We start from the raw sequence: 22767 nt of genomic DNA on the forward strand, positions 1-22767 counted from the left end.
CTTTCAAAACGCATTGATGCCCCCATTTTAACATAGTGGAAGCCGGTGCACCTACGGCAGCGGTCATCCGAACAGCTTGAGTCCGGCCGCACCGATGATGATCAGCGAGATGAAAAGCAGCCGCTTCCAGCCCGCCGGCTCATGGAAAAACAAAATCCCGACCAGTACGGCACCCGCCGCGCCGAACCCTGTCCAGATGGCATAGGCCGTCCCCATCGGCAAGTCCCGCATTGCGAGCGACAGGAACAGGAACCCGAAGCTGAACACGAGCACGACCGGAATGAGACGCCACCCTCTTTTATCCGCCAGGTACAGATTGATCATCATCATGCCGAAAATTTCCCCCAAGCTCGCAAGGAACAAGTAAAACCAGGCCATCATTGACCGCCCCCTTCCCGCTTGCCCGGCTCATCGGTCAGTTTGATGCCCGCCACGCCGACCAGGATGAGCCCGATAAAGATGAGCTTCACCGGTGCAAACGGCTCGCCGAACACGAGAATATCGACGAGGACGATCGCAGCGGCCCCGGAGCCGGTGAACACCGCGTACACCGTCCCGGACGGCAGATGCTCACACGCCTTGATGATGAAATAAAAACTGAGGATGATCGCGATGACCGTCCCCGTCCATTCGAGCACCGAATCGGAATGGGTCAGCCCGACCACCCAGAACACTTCAATGATTGCCGCAAACAACACATACAGCCACGCCATGGCCCATCCCTCCCTGTAATCCGCCTTCCCCCACTTTATCAAATTCCGGTTGGAATGGAAGGCCGGGGCCGGGGCGGCGGTTCACCGGGTGGCGGTTCACCGGGTGGCCGGCGGATCGTGGAGAGAGCATCGGAGAATTCGCGGCCGACCGCGGCTCGTTCACGACCGATCCACCTGGCGCGCCGGATTCGCGGCCGATCGCAACTCTTTAGCGACCGATTTATCGGACGCTGTGAAATTCGCGGCCGGTCAGCGCTCGTTCACGACCGACCGGAGCTCTTTCGCGGCCGATCCACCTGAAGCGCCGGATTCGCAGCCGATCGCGACTATAAAAAAACTGCCCGGGGATCCCCCGGGCAGCCGCACACTTTCGATCAAAGCTGGTCTTTCACACGCGCGACGTTCACCGCCCATTTTTCCGGGTCGATGGCGCTGTCCATGCGGGCGCGTACCGCATGGACCGTTTCGGCGTAGGTGCCCATCCAGGCACGGGCATCCTGTATGTGACCGCGGTAGCGTTCCTCGGATTCTGCCGATTCCTTCTCGGCGGCGGCGTCCTCACGGCACATTCCGACCATGTCGATGATGCGGTCCCCTTCGCGTTCCGGGTTGTATACATGCGGTTCTGTCGCGTCGAACAGACAGAGAGACAGTTCCGGGATGACGAGAAGATCAATGCTGCCTGGATCAAGCGCACACCAGCCGTACAGGAGGTCGAATCCGCGGGCCTCCGCTTCCTTGCCGAGCATCCGCATGATCGTGGATTTCCCGGTTCCCGGATGAGCTTTGATCAGCAGCCTCCGGTCCAGGCCCTTCGTGACATTCGGGAAATGGTCACGCGCGCCGCCGGCCGTCAGCGTGCCGATGTACCGGTTGGAGACGGACGCCGGTTTATTCAATGAAATGTTGCCGAACAGTTCTTCCTTCAGGCTGCCGGCGAGCGCATCCGCCAATTCCCACGACATGCGGCGCTGGTTTGCTTTCTCCATTTCGTCGTGGAGTTTCTTCGCTTTGTCCATGGAGGCGAGCATCTTCGCGAGTGCCTGTTCCCCTTTCTCCGCCGTCTCCCGGATGAAGCCGTTCTGGAGGCGGAGCCGGTCTTCGTCGTAACTGTCATAGAACGTCACAACGCGGTGCGGGCCGCCGATGTGGGCGGGTTCGAGCGCGACCGGCCGGGAAGCCTGGACAAACAGGAATCCGGGTTTCGGCACCCAGACGGCATCGACACCGTCAGGAGTGAGCGGATCATGGAACAGCTCGATATCATAGCCTGATTTAAGATAATGGACCCCGATCTCCCGCAGGAGGCCGGACAGGGCACCCGTCGGCGGCGCTTTCAGGAGGACGGCCTTCGAGGCCCTGCCGAGCAGTTCCGCATAATTGTGGACGATGCCGTTGCCCGTATATGCCGTACCCATGAATGAAGTGATTGTCCCGTTCAAGCGGATCATCCTTTCCTCTTTGACGGGACAGTATATGCGGATGAAGGGAAAAAAAGTACGGCCCGCCGGATCGGCAGGCCGTACGCAATGTTTATTCTGCCGGAGTCTCGCGGCGATTCAGGTTTCCGTCCGTTGATGCACTGATTTTGGCGAGCACATTCCGGAACCATGGAATCGTGTAATGGACCAGCTGGCCGAGGAACAGTGCGATCAGCACCGTCCCGATGCCGACCGGGCCGCCGAGCAGCCAGCCGGCGACGGCGACTGTCACTTCCAGGCCGGTCCGGACCGTCTTCACGCTCCAGCCGGTCTTCTCGGTGATGATGAGCATGAGCGTGTCGCGCGGGCCGGCACCGATCCCAGGTGACACATACATGCCGACCCCAGCCGCCATGACCCCCGTCCCCGCAACGAAGATTGCCGTCTGGCCGGCAATCGTGGAAATATCGGGAATGAGCCAGTAAAAGAAATCGATGAACAGGCCGATGAGCAGCATGTTGAGCCACGTCCCGATCTGCGGCCAGCGACGGAGGACCGCCGCCGTCCCCCCGACGATGATGAGGCCGGTGATGATCGACCAGGAACCGATCGTCAGGCCGAAGTTCCGGAACAGGCCGACGTGGAGCACATCCCACGGTCCGATGCCGAGCTTCTCACCCTTGATCGTCATCGTGATGCCGAGAGAAAGGATCAGCTGGCCGACGAAAAAGAACGCCCATCGCCATATCAAAGTCCGGTGCATCGCCCATCTCCCTTCCTCCGCCGGTAGCCCGGCCGGAATACGGGTCATTTCACAAGCGGGGCGAATTCCGCATCCGCCGCCGCTGCCAGCACCTTCGGTTCCAGCTTCATCTGGAGTCCCCGTCTGCCCGCACTGACCACCATTCGTTCAAGGGCCTTCCCGGAATCATCGATGAATGTCGGGAATGGCTTTTTCATGCCGAGCGGCGAACAGCCCCCGCGGACGTACCCCGTCACGTCGGTCAGGTCCTTCAGATGGAGCATTTCAATCCGCTTCTCCCCCGCGGCCTTCGCTGCCTTTTTCAGGTCCAGCTCTTTCTCGACCGGAATGACAAACACAAAATACTTCCCCGCCCCCGACGTGGAGACAAGCGTCTTATAGACGAGACGGGGATCCTGGCCCGTCTTCTCGGCTACGGAGATGCCGTCGTTCAGGCCGTCTTCCACAGCATATTCGATCAGTTCATAATCTGCCTTCATCCGGTCAAGCTGCCGGGCGGCATTTGTTTTTTGGACCTTGTCCTTTTTCCCCATACCGCGGCTCCTCTCTCGTCAGTCCTTATTCTCCAGCAGTTTCTTCAGTGCTTCGGCCATGGCCGTGTTGGCCGGCTCTTCCTGTGTCTTCATGTATTTCTGCATGTCCCGCTTGGATGCTTTGCCGGTGTTGGACTTGGCCTTGCGCTTTTCAAATGCGGACAGCTTTTCCCGGTATCCGCACTTGCAGGTGAAGATCCGGCCTTCCCCTTCGCCGCGGAGTTCAAGCTTCTTGTGGCAATTCGGGCAGCGGGCGTTCGTCAGCTGGGAGACGCGCTGGCGGTGGCCGCACTCACGGTCCTGGCAGACGAGCATCTTGCCCCGCTTGCCGTTCACTTCGAGCATCGGCTTGCCGCAGTCCGGGCACATCTTGCCGGTGACATTGTCATGCTTGAACTTTTTGCCGGAGGACTTCACTTCGGAGACGGCACTGCGCGCAAAATCCGTCATTTCCTTCATGAATGCCTTCTTTTGCATCTCGCCTTTGGCGATTTTCGTCAGCTTCTGCTCCCACTCGCCGGTGAGCGCCGGGGATTTCAGGTCTTCGGGGACGAGCTCGAGCAGCTGGCGGCCTTTGGACGTCGTATAAATGTCATGGCCTTTCTTTTCGATGACGAACGAATTGAACAGTTTTTCAATGATGTCCGCCCGGGTCGCCACCGTTCCGAGTCCGCCGGTCTCCCCGAGCGTCCGGATCAGGTCTTTTGATTCGCCCGCCATGAACTGGGCCGGGTTCTCCATGGCCGCGAGCAGCGTTCCTTCGTTGAACCGGGCCGGCGGTTTAGTCTGTCCTTCGGTCATCGAGAATGCCCGGATTCCGAGCTTCTCGCCTTTCTCGAACGGCGGAAGCTTTTTGTCGTCGTCTTCCTCCGCGTCAAGCCCGTATACGGCCCGCCAGCCCTCGTCCATGATCGTCCGGCCCTTTGCATGGAACCGCTCGCCGCCGGCCTCCAGGACCGCAGTCACCGCTTCGTAACGGTAAGGGCCGGAGAATACGGCGAGGAACCGTTTGACAATCAGGTCGAACAGGCGCTTCTCGCCGTCGCTCATCCGTTCCAGTACGGCCGGTTCCTCCGTCGGGATGATTGCGTGGTGATCGCTCACCTTCCCGTCGTCGATGACGCCCTTCTGCGGTTTCGGCGAGCCGGACCGCATGATGGCAGCCACGTCTTTCCGGTAGGGGGCGAGCCGGACCGCTTCCAGACGCTCTTTCAGCGTGGAGGCCATGTCGGAGGTCAGGTGCTTGGAATCCGTCCGGGGATAAGTGACCGCCTTGTGCGTCTCATACAGTCCCTGAAGCGTATTCAATGTTTCCTTCGCCGACCAGCCCCACCGCTTGTGCGCCTCCTTCTGCAGTTCTGTCAGGTCGAACAAAGGCGGTGCAGGCTGTTGCTTCGGCGTACGCTTCACTTCCGTGATCGTTCCTTCGTGCAGACGGTCGAGCTTGTTGAGCAGCGCTTCCGCTTCGCCCCGCTCGAACGTCCGGCCGTCGCCGGATTTTCCGCCTGCCCACCCGAACCGGCCCGAATCGGTGAGCGCCTGGACGCCGTAGAACGATTTCGGTCTGAATTCGTTGATCTGGCGCTCCCGCTCGGCGATCATCGCGAGCGTCGGCGTCTGGACGCGTCCGGTCGACAGCTGGGCGTTGTGCTTCACGGTGAGGGCCCGCGTCGCATTGATCCCCACGACCCAGTCCGCCTCCGCGCGTGCTTCCGCCGCACGGAACAGATTGTCATATTCACGGCCGTCCCTGAGGTGCTTGAATCCGTCCCGGATCGCCTTGTCGGTGACAGACGAGATCCAGAGCCGCTTGATCGGTTTCTTGGTCTTCGCTTTTTCAAGGATCCAGCGGGCGACAAGCTCCCCTTCACGCCCGGCATCCGTCGCGATGATGACTTCCTTGACATCGACCCGGTTCAGCAGCGCCTTTACGGCATTGAACTGCTTGGTTGTCTGCCGGATCGGAACAAGCTTGAACGGATCGGGAAGGATCGGCAGGTCTTCCATCTTCCACTCTTTATATGACGGGCTGTACTGTTCGGGGTCAGCCTGTGTCACGAGGTGGCCGAGCGCCCACGTGACGATATGGCTCGGCCCCTCAAGCGAGCCGTTGCCTTTCTGGTTGCATCCGAGCACGCGGGCGATGTCCCGGGCAACGGACGGTTTTTCAGCAAGTACCAATGATTTGGACAAAGTATTGCAACTCCTCTCATACAGTTGAATTATACAAGACCGGGGGCCGGATTTCACCGGAGGGCTCCGCTGCCGCCGAAACGGAGTGACTGTTTTTATGTTCAGCGTTCTTTCCCGCTGCTCAGAAGACCGATTGAGACATCGAAGTGACCGATTCCGTGAATTAAGAGACCGGATTCACAGACGCCGACAAAAAAACGGCCGGGAGTGAATCCAATCCACTCTCCGGCCGTGCAGGTTGTTCACTTTAACGCAGAATCAGGAGCCGGTCCCGGCAGAGGTGCTTTCGGTCCTCCGCCGTTCCCTCCGTTCGTCAGCTTCCGCTCGATTTCGCTGCGATCGGCGGTCACTTTGCCGTCGCCGGCGCCTTCAAGGCGCTCTTTCACCTTGTCGACCGTTTTGTCCGGCGGAGCCAGTGAGATGACGGTGTCGCCCGCTTCCGCGCCGATTTCCTTGCCCGGCGAATAGATGTCGATCCCGCCGTCTTTCCTCAGGATATAAAGGAGCACCGGGCTTTCGTCCCGCTCCCGCAAGTACTGTGTATACGTATAGCGCTCGGTGATCGGCGTCTTGCGGATCACATGGCCCGCACGGATGCGCGCGTCGAGGACGGCAACCGGAAGCGCCGGTTCGAACAGGAAGCGGCCCGGCGAGCGAACGAGCCGGACTCCCTCCACCCCGTACCTCTTCGGATCCCCTCTCAGGCCTGCACGGTATACCGCATCCTGGCCGAGATCATGGGCGAAGTCGCTGCACACATGTGCATTGTACAAGTCCATGTGGGTCATGGAGAGCATATATTGATACGGGGTCAGGTCAAACCGGTAGTCGATCTGCTCGGACAGGACATCTCCCGGCAGCACATCCACCCCAAGTTTTCTCGCTTCGGACAGGTCATGCCACGTATCATCCATGATGGCGGCAGGCTTGCCGTCATCCTTCAGCGACTTGGCAAGCTGCGCACTGAACAGTCCGCCCCCGATGATCAGGGCTCCCGAGGAGTCGGAAGCGACGAGGTTCAGTTTCCTCGCAAGAGGCCCCAGCGTGAACCCGTGAACGAGCACTGTCCCGAAGACGAGCGCGAAGGTGAGCGCCGTCAGCAGCTCGGCATCCTCATATCCGTGCTCCAGAAGGATTGACGCAAAATATCCGGAAACCGTGAGAGCCACGATCCCGCGCGGCGCAATCCAGCTGATGAGCGTACGCTCCCGGTTCGTCAGATCGGTGCCGATGGTGGACAGCCAGATCGAAATCGGACGGACAAGGAACAGCGTCGCGAGAACGAACGCGATGATCCGGGGATTGAAGATGCCGAGCAGCGTGTCGATGTGCAGAGATGCCGTCAGCATGACGAAGATGTAGGAAACGAGCAGCACGGTCACGTTCTCCTTGAAATGACGGATATCCTCGATTGATGACAAGTGCATGTTCGCCATCGTCATCCCCATCACCGTGACCGCAAGCAGTCCCGTCTCATCCATCACTTCATTGGAAAGGACGAATACGAACAGGACGGCTGCAAACAGAACCGGAGACTTCAGAAACTCCGGAACCCCGTCCCGTTCAAACGTCCGGCCGAGCATCCAGCCGATGAACCAGCCGAGGATTCCTGCGAAGAGGGATGCGGCAAAGAATATGAGGATCCCCGAACCCGAGAGATCCCCGCCGATAAAGCGGATCGTCTGGAACGCAAACAGGGCCAGAAGCGCGCCGAACGGGTCGACGACGATGCCTTCCCATTTCAGGACGGCAGCGACCCTCGGCTTCAGCCGGGCCTGCCGGAGCAGCGGAAGGATGACCGTCGGACCGGTCACGATGAACAGGCCGCCGATGACGAATGCGACTTCCCAGCTCAGACCGGCGACAAAATGCGCGGCGAGCGAGCCGAGGATCCAGGCGAGGAACGCCCCGGCGGTGACGATCCGGCCGACGGGCTTGGAAAAGCCCCTGATTTCGCGGAAGTCCAGGTTCAGGCTCCCCTCGAAAAGAATGATCGCCACGGCAATCGAGATGATCGGAGAGAAAAAGTTCCCGAGCCCCTCCTGTGGATTGATGAGCCCGAACACCGGGCCGACGAGCAGACCCGCCACGGACATGACGACGATGGCCGGAAGTTTCAGTTTCCAGGCCACCCACTGGGAGCCGATCCCGAGTGCGCCGATCGCCATCACGTCAAACAGAAATGAACCGAACATAGAAGGTTCCTCCTTTCCCCGGATTCCAAAAATAATTACCAGTTTACCATATTCCATGCCGACTTCCAGCGGTGCGCCTCATAATCCGCCGGCCTGTCCCATATGTTGGACAGGAACACAGTTTCTAAGTCAGAAAGGGTGAAGACCTTGACCGGACAAGCAAAGAAGACCGCCGTTCTGCACTGTACGGATCCACTGGCCCCTTCCGGCTACCGGGCGAGGCGCGCCGTCCGCATTGCGCAGTCGCTGAAAGAAGCCGGAATCGACGTCGTCTTCCTATCCGGCCATCCTCTTCCGAACGCGGAAGAGGCCGGATTCCGGACCGAGAAGATCGGCGGCCGGAATGCGCTCATCAAGGCGGTGGAACGCCTCCGGCCCGATGTGCTGCTAAGAGACGACCGGCGCTCCGATCCGGCGGAAGTGGCGGAACTCCGCAGCCTCGTCCCTGCCATCATCCACTTTGACGATGACGGGGACGGATCCGCGGAGGCGGACCTCGTCTTCCAGACGCTATACCGTGAACCCCGAGGCGAATCGCCGCCGAACGTCGTCAACGGGCCCGCCGGATTCATCGCTGACCCGTCCCTGCTGCGCCACCGCCGTGCCGGCACGAAAAAGGCTTCACCGGGGGACCTTCCGCATATTGTCGTCACCCACGGACCCGAAGATCCCGGGGACCTGTCGCGCCGGACGCTCCGGCACCTGACACAGCTCCACATCCCGCTGAAAGTGACAGTCCTTCTCGGAGAGGCATATGCCCATCCCGCCGACGTCCTGCAGATGATGGCGCTCAGCCGGAAAAATGTCACCGTGAAGCGGATGCCGTACGATTATGGAGAGGAACTGGCATCAGCCGACATCGTGATCTGTTCGTCCGGACACATTCCCTATGATGTCGCATTCCTCAGCATTCCGTGCATCGTGCTCGCCCAGAATGAGGATGAGCTGGCGCACGCGTTCCCGTCCGAAGACAACGGCTTCCTGCCGCTCGGCCTCGGACGTAAGGTGAAGCAGTCGATGCTGCTCAACGCCGTCATGGAATTTCTGCTCCATGAACCTCGCCGGAAGCGGGCGGTCTCCCGCCAGGACGCGCTCGGCGTCGAGGACGGCATCGGGGCGGTGAGCGAGGCTGTGCTTTACTATCTTGAATACCCGCCGCGAAAAAAACTGGACCGTTGACGGGCGAGACGCCTCCCCGCACGATATGATACAATTCGTTTGACAAGGAGGCGTTCCTCATGGATCGACGTTCCCTGGAATCACAGATCGCAGAGCTGAAAATGGACTACATCAGCCTGCAGGGAGATATCGAGAAGCTCGAATCGACCGGCCACGGTGACCAGATCGCCAAGGCGGAAGAACGGCTGGCCGCCATGGAAGAACGATTGGCCGGCCTGAACCGGCAGCTCGATGATCTCGGATAAAAACGGCCCGCACGCCCATCCCGGTGTGCCGGCCGTTTTTGCGTTCTCCTGAATTTAATGGGACAGTTCAGTATGTCGTCAGCTTCAGCAGCTCCTGAAGCGCATAGATGACCCGCTGCAGCTGCGAGAGTCCGTCCAGCTTTTCCTCTGCAGCAACCGTAAAGAGCGCGTCCTCATTCGTCCAAAGACGGTTGAAGTAGGCATCCATCTCCTTAAACAGCGGGGCGTCCGGCTCTCCCTCGATCCGGATATTCGACTCCAGGTTGTAGTCTTCAAGCGCCCGGTCCGTCATGTTGGCAGCCCCGCTCGAAATCGCGGCGATATCATCGGTCTTCACGTAGACCAGCTTCGTATGGTACTGGCCGATCACCGTGTTGTAGAACTTCACTTGAATCTTGCCGTTTGATTCCTCCAGCATTTCATCCACGACCGGCTTGTTCGGCAGGCCGGTTTTCTTGTTGCCGAACGCATTTTCATTCGGATCCAGCACGAGACGTACTTCCGCGCCCCGGTCCGCGGCATCATAGAGCGCCCCGATGACATCCCGGTTTGCAATATAGAACATTCCGAGCCAGATTTCATCGCCTTTTCCCGCCTTGCCGATGTCTTCGAGAACATGGTCCAGGATTTTGGATTCGGTGATGTACTGTACGCCGTACCGGCCGTCAGCATCTTCCTTCACCTTTGCACGGGGGAATTTTTTCGGACCGCCCGAGTAGCGGGAAACGGCTTCTTCCGCTTCCAGCACATCATTGATCACCGGGCCGTCCGCCTTGAACGCGACGTTGCCGTGCCAGCCGCTCGCGTCATGCGGATTGCCGGAGTTGACGAGCACCCCTTCTTCCGTCGCGATCACTTTTCGGTGGTTCGCCTTCACGTTCAGCAGCTTCAGATAGGAACGGGCCGTCATCTTCGGCGCCTCGCTCGCCATCGGGTTCGGCAGCCAGCCTTTGCCTTTCTCTCCGAACCAGTGGAAGAAAATCCGATAGACACCCGAATAAAGCGGCGTCGAGTCCCTAAGCGGATCAAGTTCCGTGATGACCACATCCACACCCGCCTCTTCCAGTTCCTTCAGCTCCTTTGTCTCATAGGAGCCATATCCGGTATTGACCGGGTCGGTGATCAGGATGACCGGCATGCCGGGATTCTCTTTTTTCTTCTGCACCAGCTTTTCCGTCATCTCCTCGGCCAGCTCCGGGAAATCCTCCTGCTCGTCGTAATACCGGTTGTAGAGGAAGAAGTCCGCGACGATAAACTCTTCCGCACGGTCGATCATCGCGAACACCTCATCAAAAATTCCGTTCTCATGCCGCATCCCTTTTTTCGACTCTGTCTGTGAAAACGTCAGATCCGTCAGCATCTCCACATCGTCGGTCCGGTGAAGCTGTCCTTCATAGCTTGTGCCGGCAGGGAGCGGCTTATATGTATGCCACAAAAAAACGCCGATATATAAAAGGACGAACACACAGAGCAGTATCGTCACGATCCGTCGCCGCGTCCCCCACTCCTTTTTCCTCTGCTTGCCCATCGGCACACGCCTCCCGTCTGTCTAGGTCTTTCATACCCTTCCCGCACGAAGCCGAAAACCGGCGGGGGAAAGAAAGATGCGGGCAACAGGAAAGTTTCGCCGTTTCTCCTGATTCCGGCGGAACCTGCCGGAATGTCCTGCGTCCTATCTGCATCCGGAAAAACAAAAACCGCAGCCGCGGGCATTCGCGGCTGCGGTCGGGATTCAGTTTGTCAGGCGCCGACATATCCGACGGCGGTTTCGTCCAGTAGCATCATTTCTTTCAGACGCTGCTTCGCCCGGAACAGGCGGGATTTCACCGTGCCGATCGACACTTTCATCAGATCGGCGATTTCGATCAGCGAATACTGATTCACATAAAAGTAGAGCACGGTCTTCCGGTAGATGACGTCCAGTTCGCCCAGCTTCGACTGGACGATTTCACGCAGGTCATCGCGTTCAAGCAGATCTTCCGCGGTAGGCCCTGCACAAGGCACGAGGTCGAGGATCGGGACATCCAGCGTGTCCGGCTGCTCCATTACATGCTGGCTGCGGCGGACGGTCTTGCGGTAACGGTCGCGGAATGTATTCATGCAGATCGTCGTCAGCCAAGCCTTCACGTGATCCACGCCCTCAAGCGCTTTTTCGTTGCGCACGACTTTGAGCCAGACGTCCTGCATGAGGTCCTCCGCCTCGTCCTTGTTGCGCGTGAGCTTCAGGCAGAGATGATAAATGAACCGTTCATATTCTTCGTAAATGAGTTCAACTTTTTGACCGGCCATTGCCGATCCCTCCGTTCGTTGTATCGTTGTTGTCCTCATTGTCCTACACCGGCTGCCTTGCACTCCATCGGATTCTCTTTCAGATACATTACAAAGGTGTAAGAGTCGGAGAAAGCTTTGGCCGGCATCATGAAAAACCCCGGAATCCCGGGATTTTTCACTGTAAGCATGCGGATCTGGCATGACATTGCCACCGTATGTGAGAGCATCTTTTTGAAATCAAGCGATTTTGCACATCTGATTGCAGACCGCCCGTTTAGGTCAAACTCGTTTCGGCCAATGAAAAAAGCACCCTCGCCGGGTGCTTTTTTCATTCTTCCGTTCCCGCAGCCTCTTCCCGTTCGCCGCTGCGTCTCGTAATGAGCATGCGGGTGATTCGGTTGCGGTCCATCTCTTCGATGATGATGTCCAGGTTACCGGTCGTGAATTTCTCCCCCGGCTCGGGGATGTGACCGAGCTGCTGGAGAACGAATCCGCCGACGGTTTCGTGGTCTCCCGGCATTTCTTTGCGGAACGAGTCCATCACGTCATCCAATTCCAGCCGGCCGGAGCATTCCAGCCTGGAGTCGGTCATCTCGTAGACGAGCACTTCTTCTTCCTGGTCGGTTTCATCCTCGATATCCTGTCCGATCATTTCCTCGATGATGTCTTCATGGGTGACGATCCCGAGTGTGCCGCCGTATTCGTCCAGCACGACGGCGATATGTTTTTTCTTCATGAGCATCATCCTGAATACACGCTCGACGCTCAATGTCTCGACGACGAACAGCGGCTCCCGGTCCATGATGTCTTCCAGCTTCATCTCCGGCTTCATCGACCATTCGATGAGCGCCTTCGAGTAGAACATACCGACGATGTTGTCCATATTCTCTACGTAAACCGGATAGCGGGTGTACCAGTGATCAAGGATCGTGTCCCGGACTTCCTCATAGGTCGCATCCAGCGGTACGCCGACCACTTCCGTCCGGTGCGCCGACATGACATCAGATACATCCTTATCCGGAAAATCGAGGATCCCCTTCAGCCGCATCGATTCCATTTCTTCAAAAGTCCCTTCAGTCGAAGCGATGTCCACCATTGAGCGGAGATCTTCCTTCGTCAGGGTCGCCTCGGTCACGGCACCGCGGGAAATGATCCGGATGAAGACGTTCGTGAAGAGGGACAGCAAATAAGTGAGCGGTGAAAGGACGACGACGAGCGTCCGGATGACCGGGAAAACCAAATAGGCGGTCCGTTCAGAGAACGTCGCTGCAATCGTCTTCGGCAGGACTTCCCCGAAGATGATCAGCGCGACGGTCAGGATTGTTGTGGCCACGCCGACCTGCCAGCCTTTATCGATGGCAATCGCCGTGAGGAGTGTCGGCATGAGGATATTGACAATATTATTGCCGACCAGTATGGATGTAATCATACGGTCAGGTTTGTCGATCAGTTTCAGGAGCTTTTCCGCTTTCCGGTCGCCCTGATCGGCGCGGAGCTGCACTTTCATTTTGTTCGTTGCGGTCAGTGCCGTTTCGCTGCCCGAGAAGAAGAAGGACAGGAACAGCAGAACACCCAAGATAATAAACAAAAGCGATTCCTCCCGTGGCTGAAGAGCCGAGTTTACGGTGTATTCAAATTACTTCTTACCATCATACCACAATACTTCCCTCAAAAAAGTCAATTGAATCCGCTTTCTGCCCTTTCTGTTATACTGGATTTTAGAATCCCGCGAAAATAGAAGGAGTGTGTTCACATGGATCATCTCAAAGAATTGGACCGTTATTTCAATGAACATCGGGAAGCCCATCTTGCCGAACTGAAGGATTTCCTCAGCATCCCGAGCATCAGCTCCCTGTCGGAACACAAAACCGACATGAGAAAAGCGGCCGAATGGCTTGCAGGCTCGATGAAAGCAGCCGGCCTCGAGAACATCACCATCGATGACACGCCGGGACATCCCGTTGTGTACGCGGACTGGCTCCATGCCGAAGGACAGCCGACTTTGCTCATTTACGGCCACTATGATGTCCAGCCGGTGGACCCGCTCAATCTTTGGGACAGCGAGCCGTTCAAGCCTGAAGTCCGGGACAACAAACTGTACGCACGGGGAGCCAGCGACGACAAGGGACAGGTGTTCATGCACGTGAAGGCGGTCGAGGCCCTGTTCAAGACGAACGGCACCCTGCCGGTCAATGTTAAATTCTGCATCGAGGGCGAAGAAGAGATCGGAAGCCCGCACTTGCCGAAATATGTCGCGGATCACAAAGACAAGCTCGCCGCAGACGTCATCGTCATTTCCGACACAGGCATGCAGGGACCCGGCCAGCCGGCAGTATGCTACGGACTGCGCGGCCTTGCCGGTGTACAGATCGATGTGAAAGGAGCCAAGGGCGACCTCCACTCCGGGCTGTACGGCGGAGGCGTGCGCAACGCAATTGACGCGCTCGTCGAACTGCTTGCTTCATTCAGGGACAAAGAGGGCACGATCACGGTCGACGGCTTCTACGAGAACGTCCTTCCTGCGACCGAGGAAGAGCGTGCTGAATACGCCAAGCTCGGTTTTGACGAAGAGGCATTGAAAAAAGAGCTCGGCGTGAATGAGCTCTTCGGTGAACCGGGTTATTCTTACATGGAACGCACATGGATCCGGCCGACACTTGAGATCAACGGAATCTTCGGCGGATTTTCCGGCGAAGGCATCAAGACCGTCCTCCCTTCCGAAGCGGGAGCCAAGATCACATGCCGGCTTGTTCCGGACCAGGATCCGGATGAAATAGTTGCGAAGCTGCGCGCGCACATCGAGAAGCACAAGCCGGCGGGCGTGGAGCTCAGCGTCACGGAATTTGACAAAGGAAAGCCGTTCCTGACGCCTTATGACCATCCGGCCATCCAGGCAGCGGGCAAATCGTTCGAAGCGGTTTACCAGGTTCCGACCGCCTACACGCGCGGCGGCGGCTCAATTCCGATCGTTGCCGCGTTCGACGAGATTCTCGGCCTGCCGGTCGTCTTGATGGGCTTTGGCCTTTCCAGCGAAAACTTCCACGCGCCGAACGAGCACTTCCATCTCGAGAACTTCGATAAAGGGCTCCGGGTGATCGGAGATTATTATTTCGAAGTATCGGATGCGCTGCCAGCAGCTGAATAAAACGTCACTTTGTCTTCAATCGGAGTATGGGGCCATTCTTTGGGCAACGCGTCGTAATGACCGAACTGCAGCATGGCGATGACCCGCTCCCCCGTTTTTGCGCCCAGCGCTTCGCGGAATTTCGGATGATCGAGGTAGGCCGGTGTCTTGATGCACGTGCCGATCCCTTTCTCCCACGCGAGGAGCTGGGCATTTTGCATGAATGCGGCGATGGCCGTATAGTCCTCCAGGCGTTCTTTCTGGCGGGCATCCATCGGAACGATCGCAAAAAGGATGGCACCCGGGTTCATGAATTTTCCGGATTGCAGCTCAAGTGCCTCCGGTGACATTTCCCGCCACGCCGGAAGGGCGAATTCCCGGATCAGTTCCTGGATATCCTTCAGGTTCTCTCCCGCCCCGACGACAAAACGCCATGGCTCGCGCTTTCCGTGGTTCGGTGCAAAACGTGAATCGGACAGGATTTCCATAATCGCTTCACGGGATACGGTCTCCCCGTTGAATTTTTTGATGGAACGGCGCTCCGTGACGGCTTCGCGGACACTCATGGATCTGGATGTTGGGTTCATAGGTCAACATTCTCCTTCTCTCTTTGGTCCCCATGATTATAGCAAACGACGGGGGTGTGTTCGATGATTATGAAAACTGCGGTATACTTGACCGCCTGCTGGCTCGCCGGGACGCTGCTCGCGGCCGTTGCAATCGGACGGGCAAAAGGGACGGATCCGAGGAAAGCCGGAAGCGGGAATCCCGGTGCCAGGAATGCGGGCAGATTGTTCGGACGGGCCGCATTTCTTTCGGTATTCCTGGCCGACGCTGCAAAAGGGGCAATCGCCGTTTTGGCCGGCAGGCTCCTCGGACTGCCGGAAGTCCTGGGTGCGGCAGGCGGCCTGATGGCAGTCATCGGACACATCTTTCCGCTTTCCGGGAGAACGGGCGGAAAAGGCGTCTCCACATTCATCGGGGCAGCCCTCTTCTTCTCGCCTTCCGCGATGGCCGGGTTCATTGCAGGGGCGGCTGCGGCATGGTTACCGGCCCGGAACGCCGTCCTCGCCATGCCCGGTGCGTTCGCCGCCTGGACGCTCGCTCTCCTGTTTACCGGACAGCTTGGCGATGCCTGGCCGCTGCTCCTCTCGGCCTCCCTCGTCCTCCTGCGCCACCGGGAAGATTTCCGGACAGCCATCACCCGCTGATGCTTCAGTCCCAATAGCTTTATGCGATGCAAAAGACCGATGTTATATGGATATAACATCGGTCTTTCTTTATTTACATGAATCTCCGGCTTCATCCGTATGTTATTTTATTGATAATAAAAGGGGTAAATATTGGAGGGAGTTTAAATGGGGAAAAAGAAGCTGGCATGGATTGTGGACAGTACCGCCCATATTCCGCCCGAGCTGGCCAATCATCCGGACCTGTATGTCGTGCCGCTGAACGTCCACTTCGGGGACAGGGAGTACATCGACGGCATTGACCTGCGTCCGGAGCAGCTGTATGAGATGATCCGCACGTCCGAGGACTTTCCGAAAACCTCTCAGCCTTCCGCCGGCAAATACGCAGAGCTTTTCGAGCACCTGGACAGCCGGTATGAGCGCGGCATCTGCATCACGCTCGCTTCGGTGCTGAGCGGCACCCATGCATCCGCCGTCTCGGGTGCCGGGATGAGCGGATTCGATGTGTGTGTGATCGATTCGAACTCGGTGTCATACGGCATCACAGGCCTCGTCCTTTTCGGCATGAACCTGCAGGCGGACGGAAAAGATCGTGACGAGATTGCCGATGCCGTCGCCTCCCATGCGGGCACCGCAAAATCATTCATCTATATAGGTCGGCTCAACCAGCTGTATAAAGGAGGACGGATGGGCAGCGTCCAGTTCTATCTCGGCAGCATGCTCCAGATCAAACCGATCATCCAGATCACGCCCGAAGGCAGGCTGGAGGTCATCGACAAAGTGCGCTCCGAGAAACGGGCATTCCGTTATCTCGCGGACCAAGTCGGCACCGCTTACCGGGCCGGACGCAGGAAGATCCGCCTGATGCATGCGAACAGCCCGGATGAGGCTGCCCGCCTCAAAGAAAAAATGCAGGCGGAGATGCCGGATCTCGAAATCGAAGCCGGAGACATCGGCTCGGTCCTTGCCGCGCATGCCGGCGAAGGAACGATGGCCGCCATCTGGTACGACTTCGACTGATAACGGCCCAATCACAAAGCACAACCGCATCCCGAACAAACCGCTTCCGCCATTCCGGCAGAAGCGGTTTGTTTCAGGTGAACCTGTCGTTGATCTTCCAGAACACATAGGTTGCCTCCGGTCGCCATGCATAGGAGTCCTTGTAAGCCCAGTGCCTTCCCTTTACGTTGTACGTATGCGCATTGACATACGGAACGCCATCGACGACCGAGGTGACGATGGTCGTATGGTTGAACGTGCCATCCCCTTCAAAATCATACGAAATGATATCTCCGGGCTCGAGCTCCCCGGCCGACCCGACCCGCTTTGCCGTGAGCCCCCGGTTTGAACCCGCAAGATACCACCGGAGCGAGTGGGACACGCTCCAGCTGAAACTCCAGTTCCCACCCCGGATCCACCAGCCGTTTCCACGGTTCGGGTAGCCCCTCATCGGAGCACCGCCCGCGAGCAGGCATTGAGAGATATAATTCGTGCAGTCGACCGCGAACTTCGGAAATTCAGGATTATAGTCGTCCCACCAGCGATTCGCATAAGCGACTGCCGCTTCCCGGTCATAGGTGGCCAGCAGCGCACCTCCTCCGTATCAGCGTATGCGGCCGTCAAGGCCGCTATTCGGATTGATGGGGCGGCCCTCCCCTGCCTGAGGAAGATGTCTGCAAGTCCCGGTCCGGTTTGTTTGGGCATCCGCACATTAAGCAAAGCAAAAAACCGCCGGACTCCCGTGAAACGAGAATCCGGCGGCTTCTTCTGATGGAGCATAGGGGGCTCGAACCCCTGACCTCTGCGCTGCCAGCGCAACGCTCTCCCAATTGAGCTAATGCCCCGCATGTTTGGTACAATGAAGAGTATACCAGACAAATGAATCGTTGACAACAAGGAAATTGAGGTGGTCGCCATGCAGCACGCAGAGCGTGAAATTACGGAACCTGTCCGGCTTTCAAACCCGGATGGCACAGTCAATCCCGATGCAATCGGCTTCGCCCGGAGCCCGATCATCACCGGCAACCTATCTAAAAACTATCTGAAGAAAAAGCGATGGAATTATTGGTGCGTGTACGGTGATGAGATCCTGTTCTCGGCGACTGTGAGCCACCTGGACTACGCTGCCGTCTGCTTCGTCTACATCCTCCATTATGAGACCCAGCGCTTTTACGAAAAAACCGTCACCATTCCGATCGGCCGGAATGTGTTCCTCCCCGATGAGGTGCTCGGGAATGTCTCGTTCTCGAACCCGGACCTGAATATTCAAATGCTTCACGTCCAGGGGAACACCCGTCTTCTCGTGACCGTGCCTGATTTTGACGGCGAGCTGCTGCATGCTGATCTGCTGATCACCCATCTGCCCGGCGATGAGTCACTGAATGTCGTCGTCCCCTGGAACCGGAAACAGTTCCAGTTCACCGCGAAGCATCACCTTCTGCCCGCCGAGGGATTTGTGACAATCGGCGACCGCCGCTACGAGCTCACACGTGACGAAAGCTTTGCAGTCCTCGACTTCGGACGGGGGATCTGGCCGCGCAAGACAATCTGGAACTGGTCGATGGCTTCACAGCGGTACGGTCGGAGGCGGATTGCCCTGAACTTCGGCGGGCAGTGGACCGACGGGACCGGAATGACGGAAAACGCGGTATTCCTCGACGGCAAGATGATCAAAATCAGCGAAGACGTCCTGTTTGACTATGATCCGGACGATTACATGAAGCCGTGGCGAATCCGGACAAAATTCTCGGACACGGTCGACCTGACCTTCACCCCGTTCTTCGAGCGTGCCGCCGTCACCGATGCCCGGCTCGTCCGCTCGGATGTGCACCAGCTCATCGGCTACTACAGCGGATGGCTGCGGATGGAAGAGCCGCAAATCAATCTCCACATCGTCAAACTGCTCGGCTCCTCGGAAGAACACCGGGCGGTCTGGTGACCGGATTTCATCTTGCTTGATCCCATAAGAATCTGGCAGTGCAGCCGGCTGGGAGCCGCACTGCCCTTGTTCATTCAATCCCCGCTGAACAGACGGGCCATTTCTTCCGGATAATCAGTGAAGATCGCACGGGCGCCCGAACGGCGGAGCCATTCGGCATGTTCCCGGCTGTTGACGGTGAAAACCCGGATCAGGGAACCTGTCGCAGCCGCACGAATGCCGGGTTCCCTGACCGCATACGGGATGGCGGAATGCAGGGCGTCCGCGCCGATCGAGGCTGCATAGCCCGGGGCATCGGCCAAGATTTCCATGAACAGGACACCCGTCTCGATTTCCGGTGCTTCCCTTTTTGCCTCCCTGATCGTTACATGGTCAAAGGAAGAAAGGATGACCCGTTCCTCCAGCCCGAATTCCCTGACAAGCCTGATCACTTTTTCGCGCATTCCCGGATAAGGGAGTACATCTGATTTCAACTCGATGTTCAGCCGGTGCGCCGTCCCGTGAAACAGTTCCAGGACTTCGCGCAACGACGGGATGCGCTCGCCTTCATACTCTGCGGAGAACCAGGATCCGGCATCCAGCTTCCGGATTTCGGCAAATGTCATGTCCTTCACCCACCCGGTTCCGTCTGTAGTCCGGTCGACCGTCTCGTCATGGATGACGACCGGCTCTCCGTCAGCCGTCAGGTGAATGTCGAATTCGATGCCGGCAATCGGAAGTTCGGCCGCCTTCCTGAATGCCGGCATCGTGTTTTCCGGCCTTGTGCCGGATGCTCCCCGATGCGCAAAGATTTCCATGTCCCCTCAACCTCCCGCCGGACCGATTGTCCGGAGTTTGCGTTGATTATCGCATATTTGATCTGTTGCCGCCATCAGGCCCGGTTTAGAATCCGCCGATTTAGGCAAGATAAAGGCAAAGGGACAATGAAAGGACGTGCAACCATGAAATTCAGACTTCTCGGCCTCACACTGCTGTCGGGTACGCTTGTCCTCGGAGCCTGCGGGGACAAAAACAACACCGAAAATGACAACAGCTCCGCCACGACCGAAAACACCGGAAACACGACGGAGGAAGCGCCGGACAATAGCGCGGCGGGCGACAACCCGGCTGGCGGAAAAGGCCACGACGGGTACGAGGAGACCCAGCAGGGCTACGGATTTAAGGTTTTTGATCTTGAAATCGACGTGGACGGTCAAGACGCCATTGATGCGGATTACAAGACCGAGGAAGACGGGACGTTCGAAGCAGACTACAAAAATACGATCCAGGGCGTCGACTATGACAACGATCGGAATCAGAAAGAGGCCATCGACGAACTCGACAAACTCTTCAAGGATATCCTTCTGGATCAGCAGATGAGCGAAGAAAAAGTGAAGAAGAATGTCCTCCGGGCGCTCGATGTGCAGGATTACTCGAAATTTGACCTGGAAGTGGAGTTCGATGACGGTAAAAAGATGAAAATCGAAGAAAATAAATAAGGAACCACAGAACCCGTGCAAAGGCGGCACACCGCCGTTTGCACGGGTTTATTGCCGGCAAAAACAGGACCTCGGCCCGTATTATTCCTTCATTACCGCTAATTTGCCGGTTTAACGTACTCCTTTTCCGGTAATCTATTATTGAATCCATATTCTAGACCCGACATCTGGAGGTCCTGCATCATGGCAAAGAAACGACTGACCTGGGTGGATGTCACGAAGGGGTTCCTCATGATCCTCGTCGTCATCGGCCACTATCCCGGAGAACTGGATTTTCCGCTTTCCAAATATATTTATTGGTTCCATATGCCCGCCTTTTTCCTGATCAGCGGCCTGTTTTTCAAAGAAGCGAAAAGCCGTACCGAGGCAGGCGAATCCATCCTGAAGCGCTTCATGCAGCTGATTGTCCCATATCTGTTTTTCTTGCTCGTCATCACGGTCATCCGGTATGGGATGGAGCTCGGGTATGGGAATACGGACATCCACTGGTACTTGAATGATCTGTGGTCACTTGTGATCGGAGGACGGTTCGTCCGAGGCGCCTACGGCGTATTCTGGTTCGTCACGACCCTGTTTGCCGTGTTCGTCATCTTCACTGCGATCACACGCCATCTCAGCCGAAAGGTCCAGATTGCCGTCATGGCCGGCTTCTATCTTGCGGCCCACGCGGAAAGCCTGTTTGCCAAGTATGCGCTGAGCGGAGGCACGGTCGAAGCAGCCCAGCAGATCCCGCTTCCATGGAATCTTGACGTCGCGCTCATGGCTGCCGTGTACTTCGGGATCGGCTATTACCTGAAAGAATTCTGGATGGAAATCTCGAAAAAATGGTTCGTTGCAGGCATCGTGACCGTTGCCGCCTGCCTTCTGCTCGATGCAACCGGCGTGTTCGACTACCGGCTCAGCATGAAGTTCCTGCGCTATGACCATCTTTTCCTGGATCTGATCATCCCGATTTCCTGCACAATCGTGCTCATCGGGCTGTTCCAGCGGCTTACCGCCAGAATACCGCTCACCTGGCTTCAAAAAATCGAAAACCACTCGATCTCGGTTATGTATCTGCACATTTTTGCCGACATCGTGCTCAACGATTTCTTCACCTACGGACTGATCGGCTTCACGGCAATCGGGCTCGTCCTTCCGATTCTCGTCTCCATCGGCCTGCAGAAATTCGTCCCGTACGGCAAACTGCTCCTCGGCGGATTCAGGCCAAAGAAAAAACGTCAGGCCGCCGTTGCCGGAGATTAGCCTTGGCCGACGCAAAACGCATGCATTGCGCATGCGTTTTTTTGTATTTGCCGATTCTCCGGAAAGCGTCATTCCCCACGCGGATTCCGGTCAATTCTCAGACTCGTACCATGGATTCAAATGAATCAGGACTTCATCTACATCCGGATGATGTTCGATGATCGTTTTCTTTATCTTCCGAATGATGTCGTGGCCTTCCTGTATCGTTTTCCCTCCGCAGATGCTGATGCGAAGATCCACCAGCACGTAGTGCCCATGGTCCCTGGCACGCAGGCGATCGATTCGTTTCACTTCGGGAATCGTAAAGATCAGAGAGGCAAAACTGTCGAGCCTTTCCTGGCTGACGCTTTTTTCCATCAGGATGTCCAGCGCTTCTTTCCCCATGCCGAACGCCAGCCTGAACACAAGTGCAGTCACAATCAGTCCTGCAACAGGGTCGCCGTATCCGAGGATGGTCACATGGTAGTATTCACCGGCGAGCGCCAAGCCGATCCCCAGCACAGCCGCCAGCGATGCATAGACATCCGCGAGATGATCGTAGGCGGTGGCAATCAGCGCTTTGCTGCTTGTTTGCCTGCCGATTTTAAGCGTGTAGATATATAGCACCTGTTTCCATACAAGTGAAATCACCGCTGCGGCGAACGCGATAACACTGGCCTTTTCCGGTTCCGCGAAAAAGGCGGACACCGATTCGTATGCTATGTAGATCGCCGCCAGTCCAAGAATGATGGCCACAATGGCCGAGCTGATGACCTCGGCTTTGCCGTGTCCGTACGGATGGTCCTCATCCGCCGGCCGCTGGGAAATGCGCATCGATGTCAATGCCGCGGCACTTGCCACCACATCACCGGCATTGTGGTAGCCGTCTGCCAGAAGAACCGGGCTGTGAAAGATGGTGCCGACGACAATCTTAAGCACCGTCAGGATGATGTTGCTGATCAGGCTGATCCAGCCCGTGATAAACGTATTGGGACCCGTGACTTGACTCATGAATCTGCACTCCCGTCTGATTCTTTCTCATGTGCAACAAAACCCCCTGACTGGTTTCCAGTCAAGGGGTCGGGGTTTCAATTAGATTTGATTTTCCGGTAAGATTGACACGAATCATCATTGATCACTCTTTGCTTTTGCGGCTTTCCCCCATTGTATCACTCTGCCGGCAACACGGGCAAGAATGCCAAACTAGCGGGGTTTCCGCATTTTTTCTTGTTTCGGCCCGTTGTTGCAGAAATGGCCCGAAACCTTCCCGCCATTGCCCATGCCTTCATGCATACCGAAA

Annotated in this window: 23 protein-coding genes and 1 tRNA gene; 8 read left to right on the top strand and 16 right to left on the bottom strand. The window is 57.2% G+C overall.

The window, feature by feature from the left end; genetic code table 11:
* Positions 1–63: 63 nt before the first annotated feature.
* From B0B07_RS02840 to B0B07_RS02870, 7 genes are all read right to left on the bottom strand, one after another.
* Positions 64–378: a DMT family transporter gene (locus B0B07_RS02840; RefSeq protein WP_076757481.1), complete on the bottom strand. Its 315-nt coding sequence runs from the start codon at positions 376–378 to the stop codon at positions 64–66.
* Positions 378–713: a DMT family transporter gene (locus tag B0B07_RS02845; RefSeq protein ID WP_076756846.1), complete on the bottom strand. Its 336-nt coding sequence runs from the start codon at positions 711–713 to the stop codon at positions 378–380. The genes B0B07_RS02840 and B0B07_RS02845 overlap by 1 nt, the downstream gene beginning before the upstream one ends.
* Before the next feature lie 374 nt (positions 714–1087).
* The gene (locus tag B0B07_RS02850) at positions 1088–2164 is read right to left on the bottom strand and encodes a hypothetical protein (protein WP_084186514.1); all 1077 of its coding nucleotides are present in this window, start codon (positions 2162–2164) and stop codon (positions 1088–1090) included.
* Between the two features lie 82 nt (positions 2165–2246).
* On the bottom strand, positions 2247–2897 hold the full coding sequence (locus tag B0B07_RS02855) for a YczE/YyaS/YitT family protein (RefSeq protein WP_076756847.1): 651 nt from the start codon (positions 2895–2897) through the stop codon (positions 2247–2249).
* A gap of 44 nt (positions 2898–2941) precedes the next feature.
* The gene (ybaK, locus tag B0B07_RS02860) at positions 2942–3430 is read right to left on the bottom strand and encodes a Cys-tRNA(Pro) deacylase (protein WP_076756848.1); all 489 of its coding nucleotides are present in this window, start codon (positions 3428–3430) and stop codon (positions 2942–2944) included.
* An 18-nt stretch (positions 3431–3448) separates the two neighbouring features.
* Positions 3449–5623 carry a DNA topoisomerase III gene (locus B0B07_RS02865; RefSeq protein WP_144264272.1) on the bottom strand — a complete coding sequence of 725 codons (2175 nt, stop codon included), beginning with the start codon at positions 5621–5623 and terminating at the stop codon, positions 3449–3451.
* A 242-nt stretch (positions 5624–5865) separates the two neighbouring features.
* Entirely contained in the window at positions 5866–7818 is a 1953-nt protein-coding gene (locus B0B07_RS02870; protein ID WP_076756849.1) for a cation:proton antiporter, read from the bottom strand.
* Between the two features lie 147 nt (positions 7819–7965).
* Between B0B07_RS02870 and B0B07_RS02875 the strand changes: the two genes are divergently transcribed.
* Together B0B07_RS02875 and B0B07_RS02880 are read left to right on the top strand one after the other, a co-directional pair.
* Positions 7966–8997 (top strand): hypothetical protein, encoded by a 1032-nt coding sequence (locus B0B07_RS02875; RefSeq protein ID WP_076756850.1) that lies wholly within the window; start codon positions 7966–7968, stop codon positions 8995–8997.
* Between the two features lie 59 nt (positions 8998–9056).
* Positions 9057–9242 (top strand): SE1832 family protein, encoded by a 186-nt coding sequence (locus tag B0B07_RS02880; protein WP_076756851.1) that lies wholly within the window; start codon positions 9057–9059, stop codon positions 9240–9242.
* Positions 9243–9309: 67 nt separating this feature from the next.
* Here B0B07_RS02880 and B0B07_RS02885 read toward each other — a convergent pair whose 3' ends face one another.
* From B0B07_RS02885 to B0B07_RS02900, 4 genes are all read right to left on the bottom strand, one after another.
* Positions 9310–10770 (bottom strand): phospholipase D family protein, encoded by a 1461-nt coding sequence (locus B0B07_RS02885; protein WP_076756852.1) that lies wholly within the window; start codon positions 10768–10770, stop codon positions 9310–9312.
* Between the two features lie 212 nt (positions 10771–10982).
* Positions 10983–11531, bottom strand: a complete 549-nt coding sequence (locus tag B0B07_RS02890; RefSeq protein ID WP_076756853.1) for an RNA polymerase sigma factor — start codon at positions 11529–11531, stop codon at positions 10983–10985.
* Positions 11532–11566: 35 nt separating this feature from the next.
* Positions 11567–11845, bottom strand: a complete 279-nt coding sequence (locus B0B07_RS02895; RefSeq protein ID WP_076756854.1) for a hypothetical protein — start codon at positions 11843–11845, stop codon at positions 11567–11569.
* The gene (locus B0B07_RS02900) at positions 11842–13101 is read right to left on the bottom strand and encodes a hemolysin family protein (protein ID WP_076756855.1); all 1260 of its coding nucleotides are present in this window, start codon (positions 13099–13101) and stop codon (positions 11842–11844) included. Before B0B07_RS02900 ends, B0B07_RS02895 begins: the two co-directional genes overlap by 4 nt.
* A gap of 165 nt (positions 13102–13266) precedes the next feature.
* On the opposite strand from B0B07_RS02900, the gene B0B07_RS02905 reads away from it, so the two are divergent.
* Positions 13267–14658 (top strand): dipeptidase, encoded by a 1392-nt coding sequence (locus tag B0B07_RS02905; protein WP_076756856.1) that lies wholly within the window; start codon positions 13267–13269, stop codon positions 14656–14658.
* Here the strand turns inward: B0B07_RS02905 and B0B07_RS02910 are convergent.
* The gene (locus B0B07_RS02910; protein WP_076756857.1) at positions 14619–15224 is read right to left on the bottom strand and encodes a nitroreductase family protein; all 606 of its coding nucleotides are present in this window, start codon (positions 15222–15224) and stop codon (positions 14619–14621) included. The two genes, B0B07_RS02905 and B0B07_RS02910, sit on opposite strands and share 40 nt — an antisense overlap.
* A 63-nt stretch (positions 15225–15287) precedes the next feature.
* Between B0B07_RS02910 and B0B07_RS02915 the strand changes: the two genes are divergently transcribed.
* Both B0B07_RS02915 and B0B07_RS02920 read left to right on the top strand, forming a co-directional pair.
* Positions 15288–15848 carry a glycerol-3-phosphate acyltransferase gene (locus B0B07_RS02915; RefSeq protein ID WP_076756858.1) on the top strand — a complete coding sequence of 187 codons (561 nt, stop codon included), beginning with the start codon at positions 15288–15290 and terminating at the stop codon, positions 15846–15848.
* Positions 15849–15995: 147 nt separating this feature from the next.
* On the top strand, positions 15996–16847 hold the full coding sequence (locus B0B07_RS02920) for a DegV family protein (RefSeq protein ID WP_076756859.1): 852 nt from the start codon (positions 15996–15998) through the stop codon (positions 16845–16847).
* A 73-nt stretch (positions 16848–16920) separates the two neighbouring features.
* Here B0B07_RS02920 and B0B07_RS02925 read toward each other — a convergent pair whose 3' ends face one another.
* Both B0B07_RS02925 and B0B07_RS02930 read right to left on the bottom strand, forming a co-directional pair.
* Complete coding sequence (locus tag B0B07_RS02925; protein WP_144264273.1) at positions 16921–17415, bottom strand: amidase domain-containing protein; 495 nt, start codon at positions 17413–17415, stop codon at positions 16921–16923.
* Positions 17416–17598: 183 nt separating this feature from the next.
* Positions 17599–17671 (bottom strand) — tRNA-Ala (locus B0B07_RS02930).
* Between the two features lie 71 nt (positions 17672–17742).
* Here B0B07_RS02930 and B0B07_RS02935 point away from each other — a divergent pair.
* Positions 17743–18765: a DUF2804 domain-containing protein gene (locus tag B0B07_RS02935; protein WP_076756861.1), complete on the top strand. Its 1023-nt coding sequence runs from the start codon at positions 17743–17745 to the stop codon at positions 18763–18765.
* A 74-nt stretch (positions 18766–18839) separates the two neighbouring features.
* Here B0B07_RS02935 and B0B07_RS02940 read toward each other — a convergent pair whose 3' ends face one another.
* Positions 18840–19562, bottom strand: coding sequence for a glycerophosphodiester phosphodiesterase (locus tag B0B07_RS02940; RefSeq protein WP_076756862.1), 723 nt, complete (start codon positions 19560–19562; stop codon positions 18840–18842).
* A 144-nt stretch (positions 19563–19706) separates the two neighbouring features.
* Between B0B07_RS02940 and B0B07_RS02945 the strand changes: the two genes are divergently transcribed.
* Positions 19707–20243: a YusW family protein gene (locus tag B0B07_RS02945; protein ID WP_159438412.1), complete on the top strand. Its 537-nt coding sequence runs from the start codon at positions 19707–19709 to the stop codon at positions 20241–20243.
* Between the two features lie 183 nt (positions 20244–20426).
* Positions 20427–21488: an acyltransferase family protein gene (locus B0B07_RS02950; protein ID WP_076756864.1), complete on the top strand. Its 1062-nt coding sequence runs from the start codon at positions 20427–20429 to the stop codon at positions 21486–21488.
* Between the two features lie 90 nt (positions 21489–21578).
* Here the strand turns inward: B0B07_RS02950 and B0B07_RS02955 are convergent, their stop codons facing one another.
* Positions 21579–22478 carry a cation diffusion facilitator family transporter gene (locus tag B0B07_RS02955; protein WP_076756865.1) on the bottom strand — a complete coding sequence of 300 codons (900 nt, stop codon included), beginning with the start codon at positions 22476–22478 and terminating at the stop codon, positions 21579–21581.
* Between the last annotated feature and the right edge of the window lie 289 nt (positions 22479–22767).

The sequence above is a fragment of the Edaphobacillus lindanitolerans genome, assembly GCF_900156305.1.
Classification (GTDB): domain Bacteria; phylum Bacillota; class Bacilli; order Bacillales_A; family Planococcaceae; genus Bhargavaea; species Bhargavaea lindanitolerans.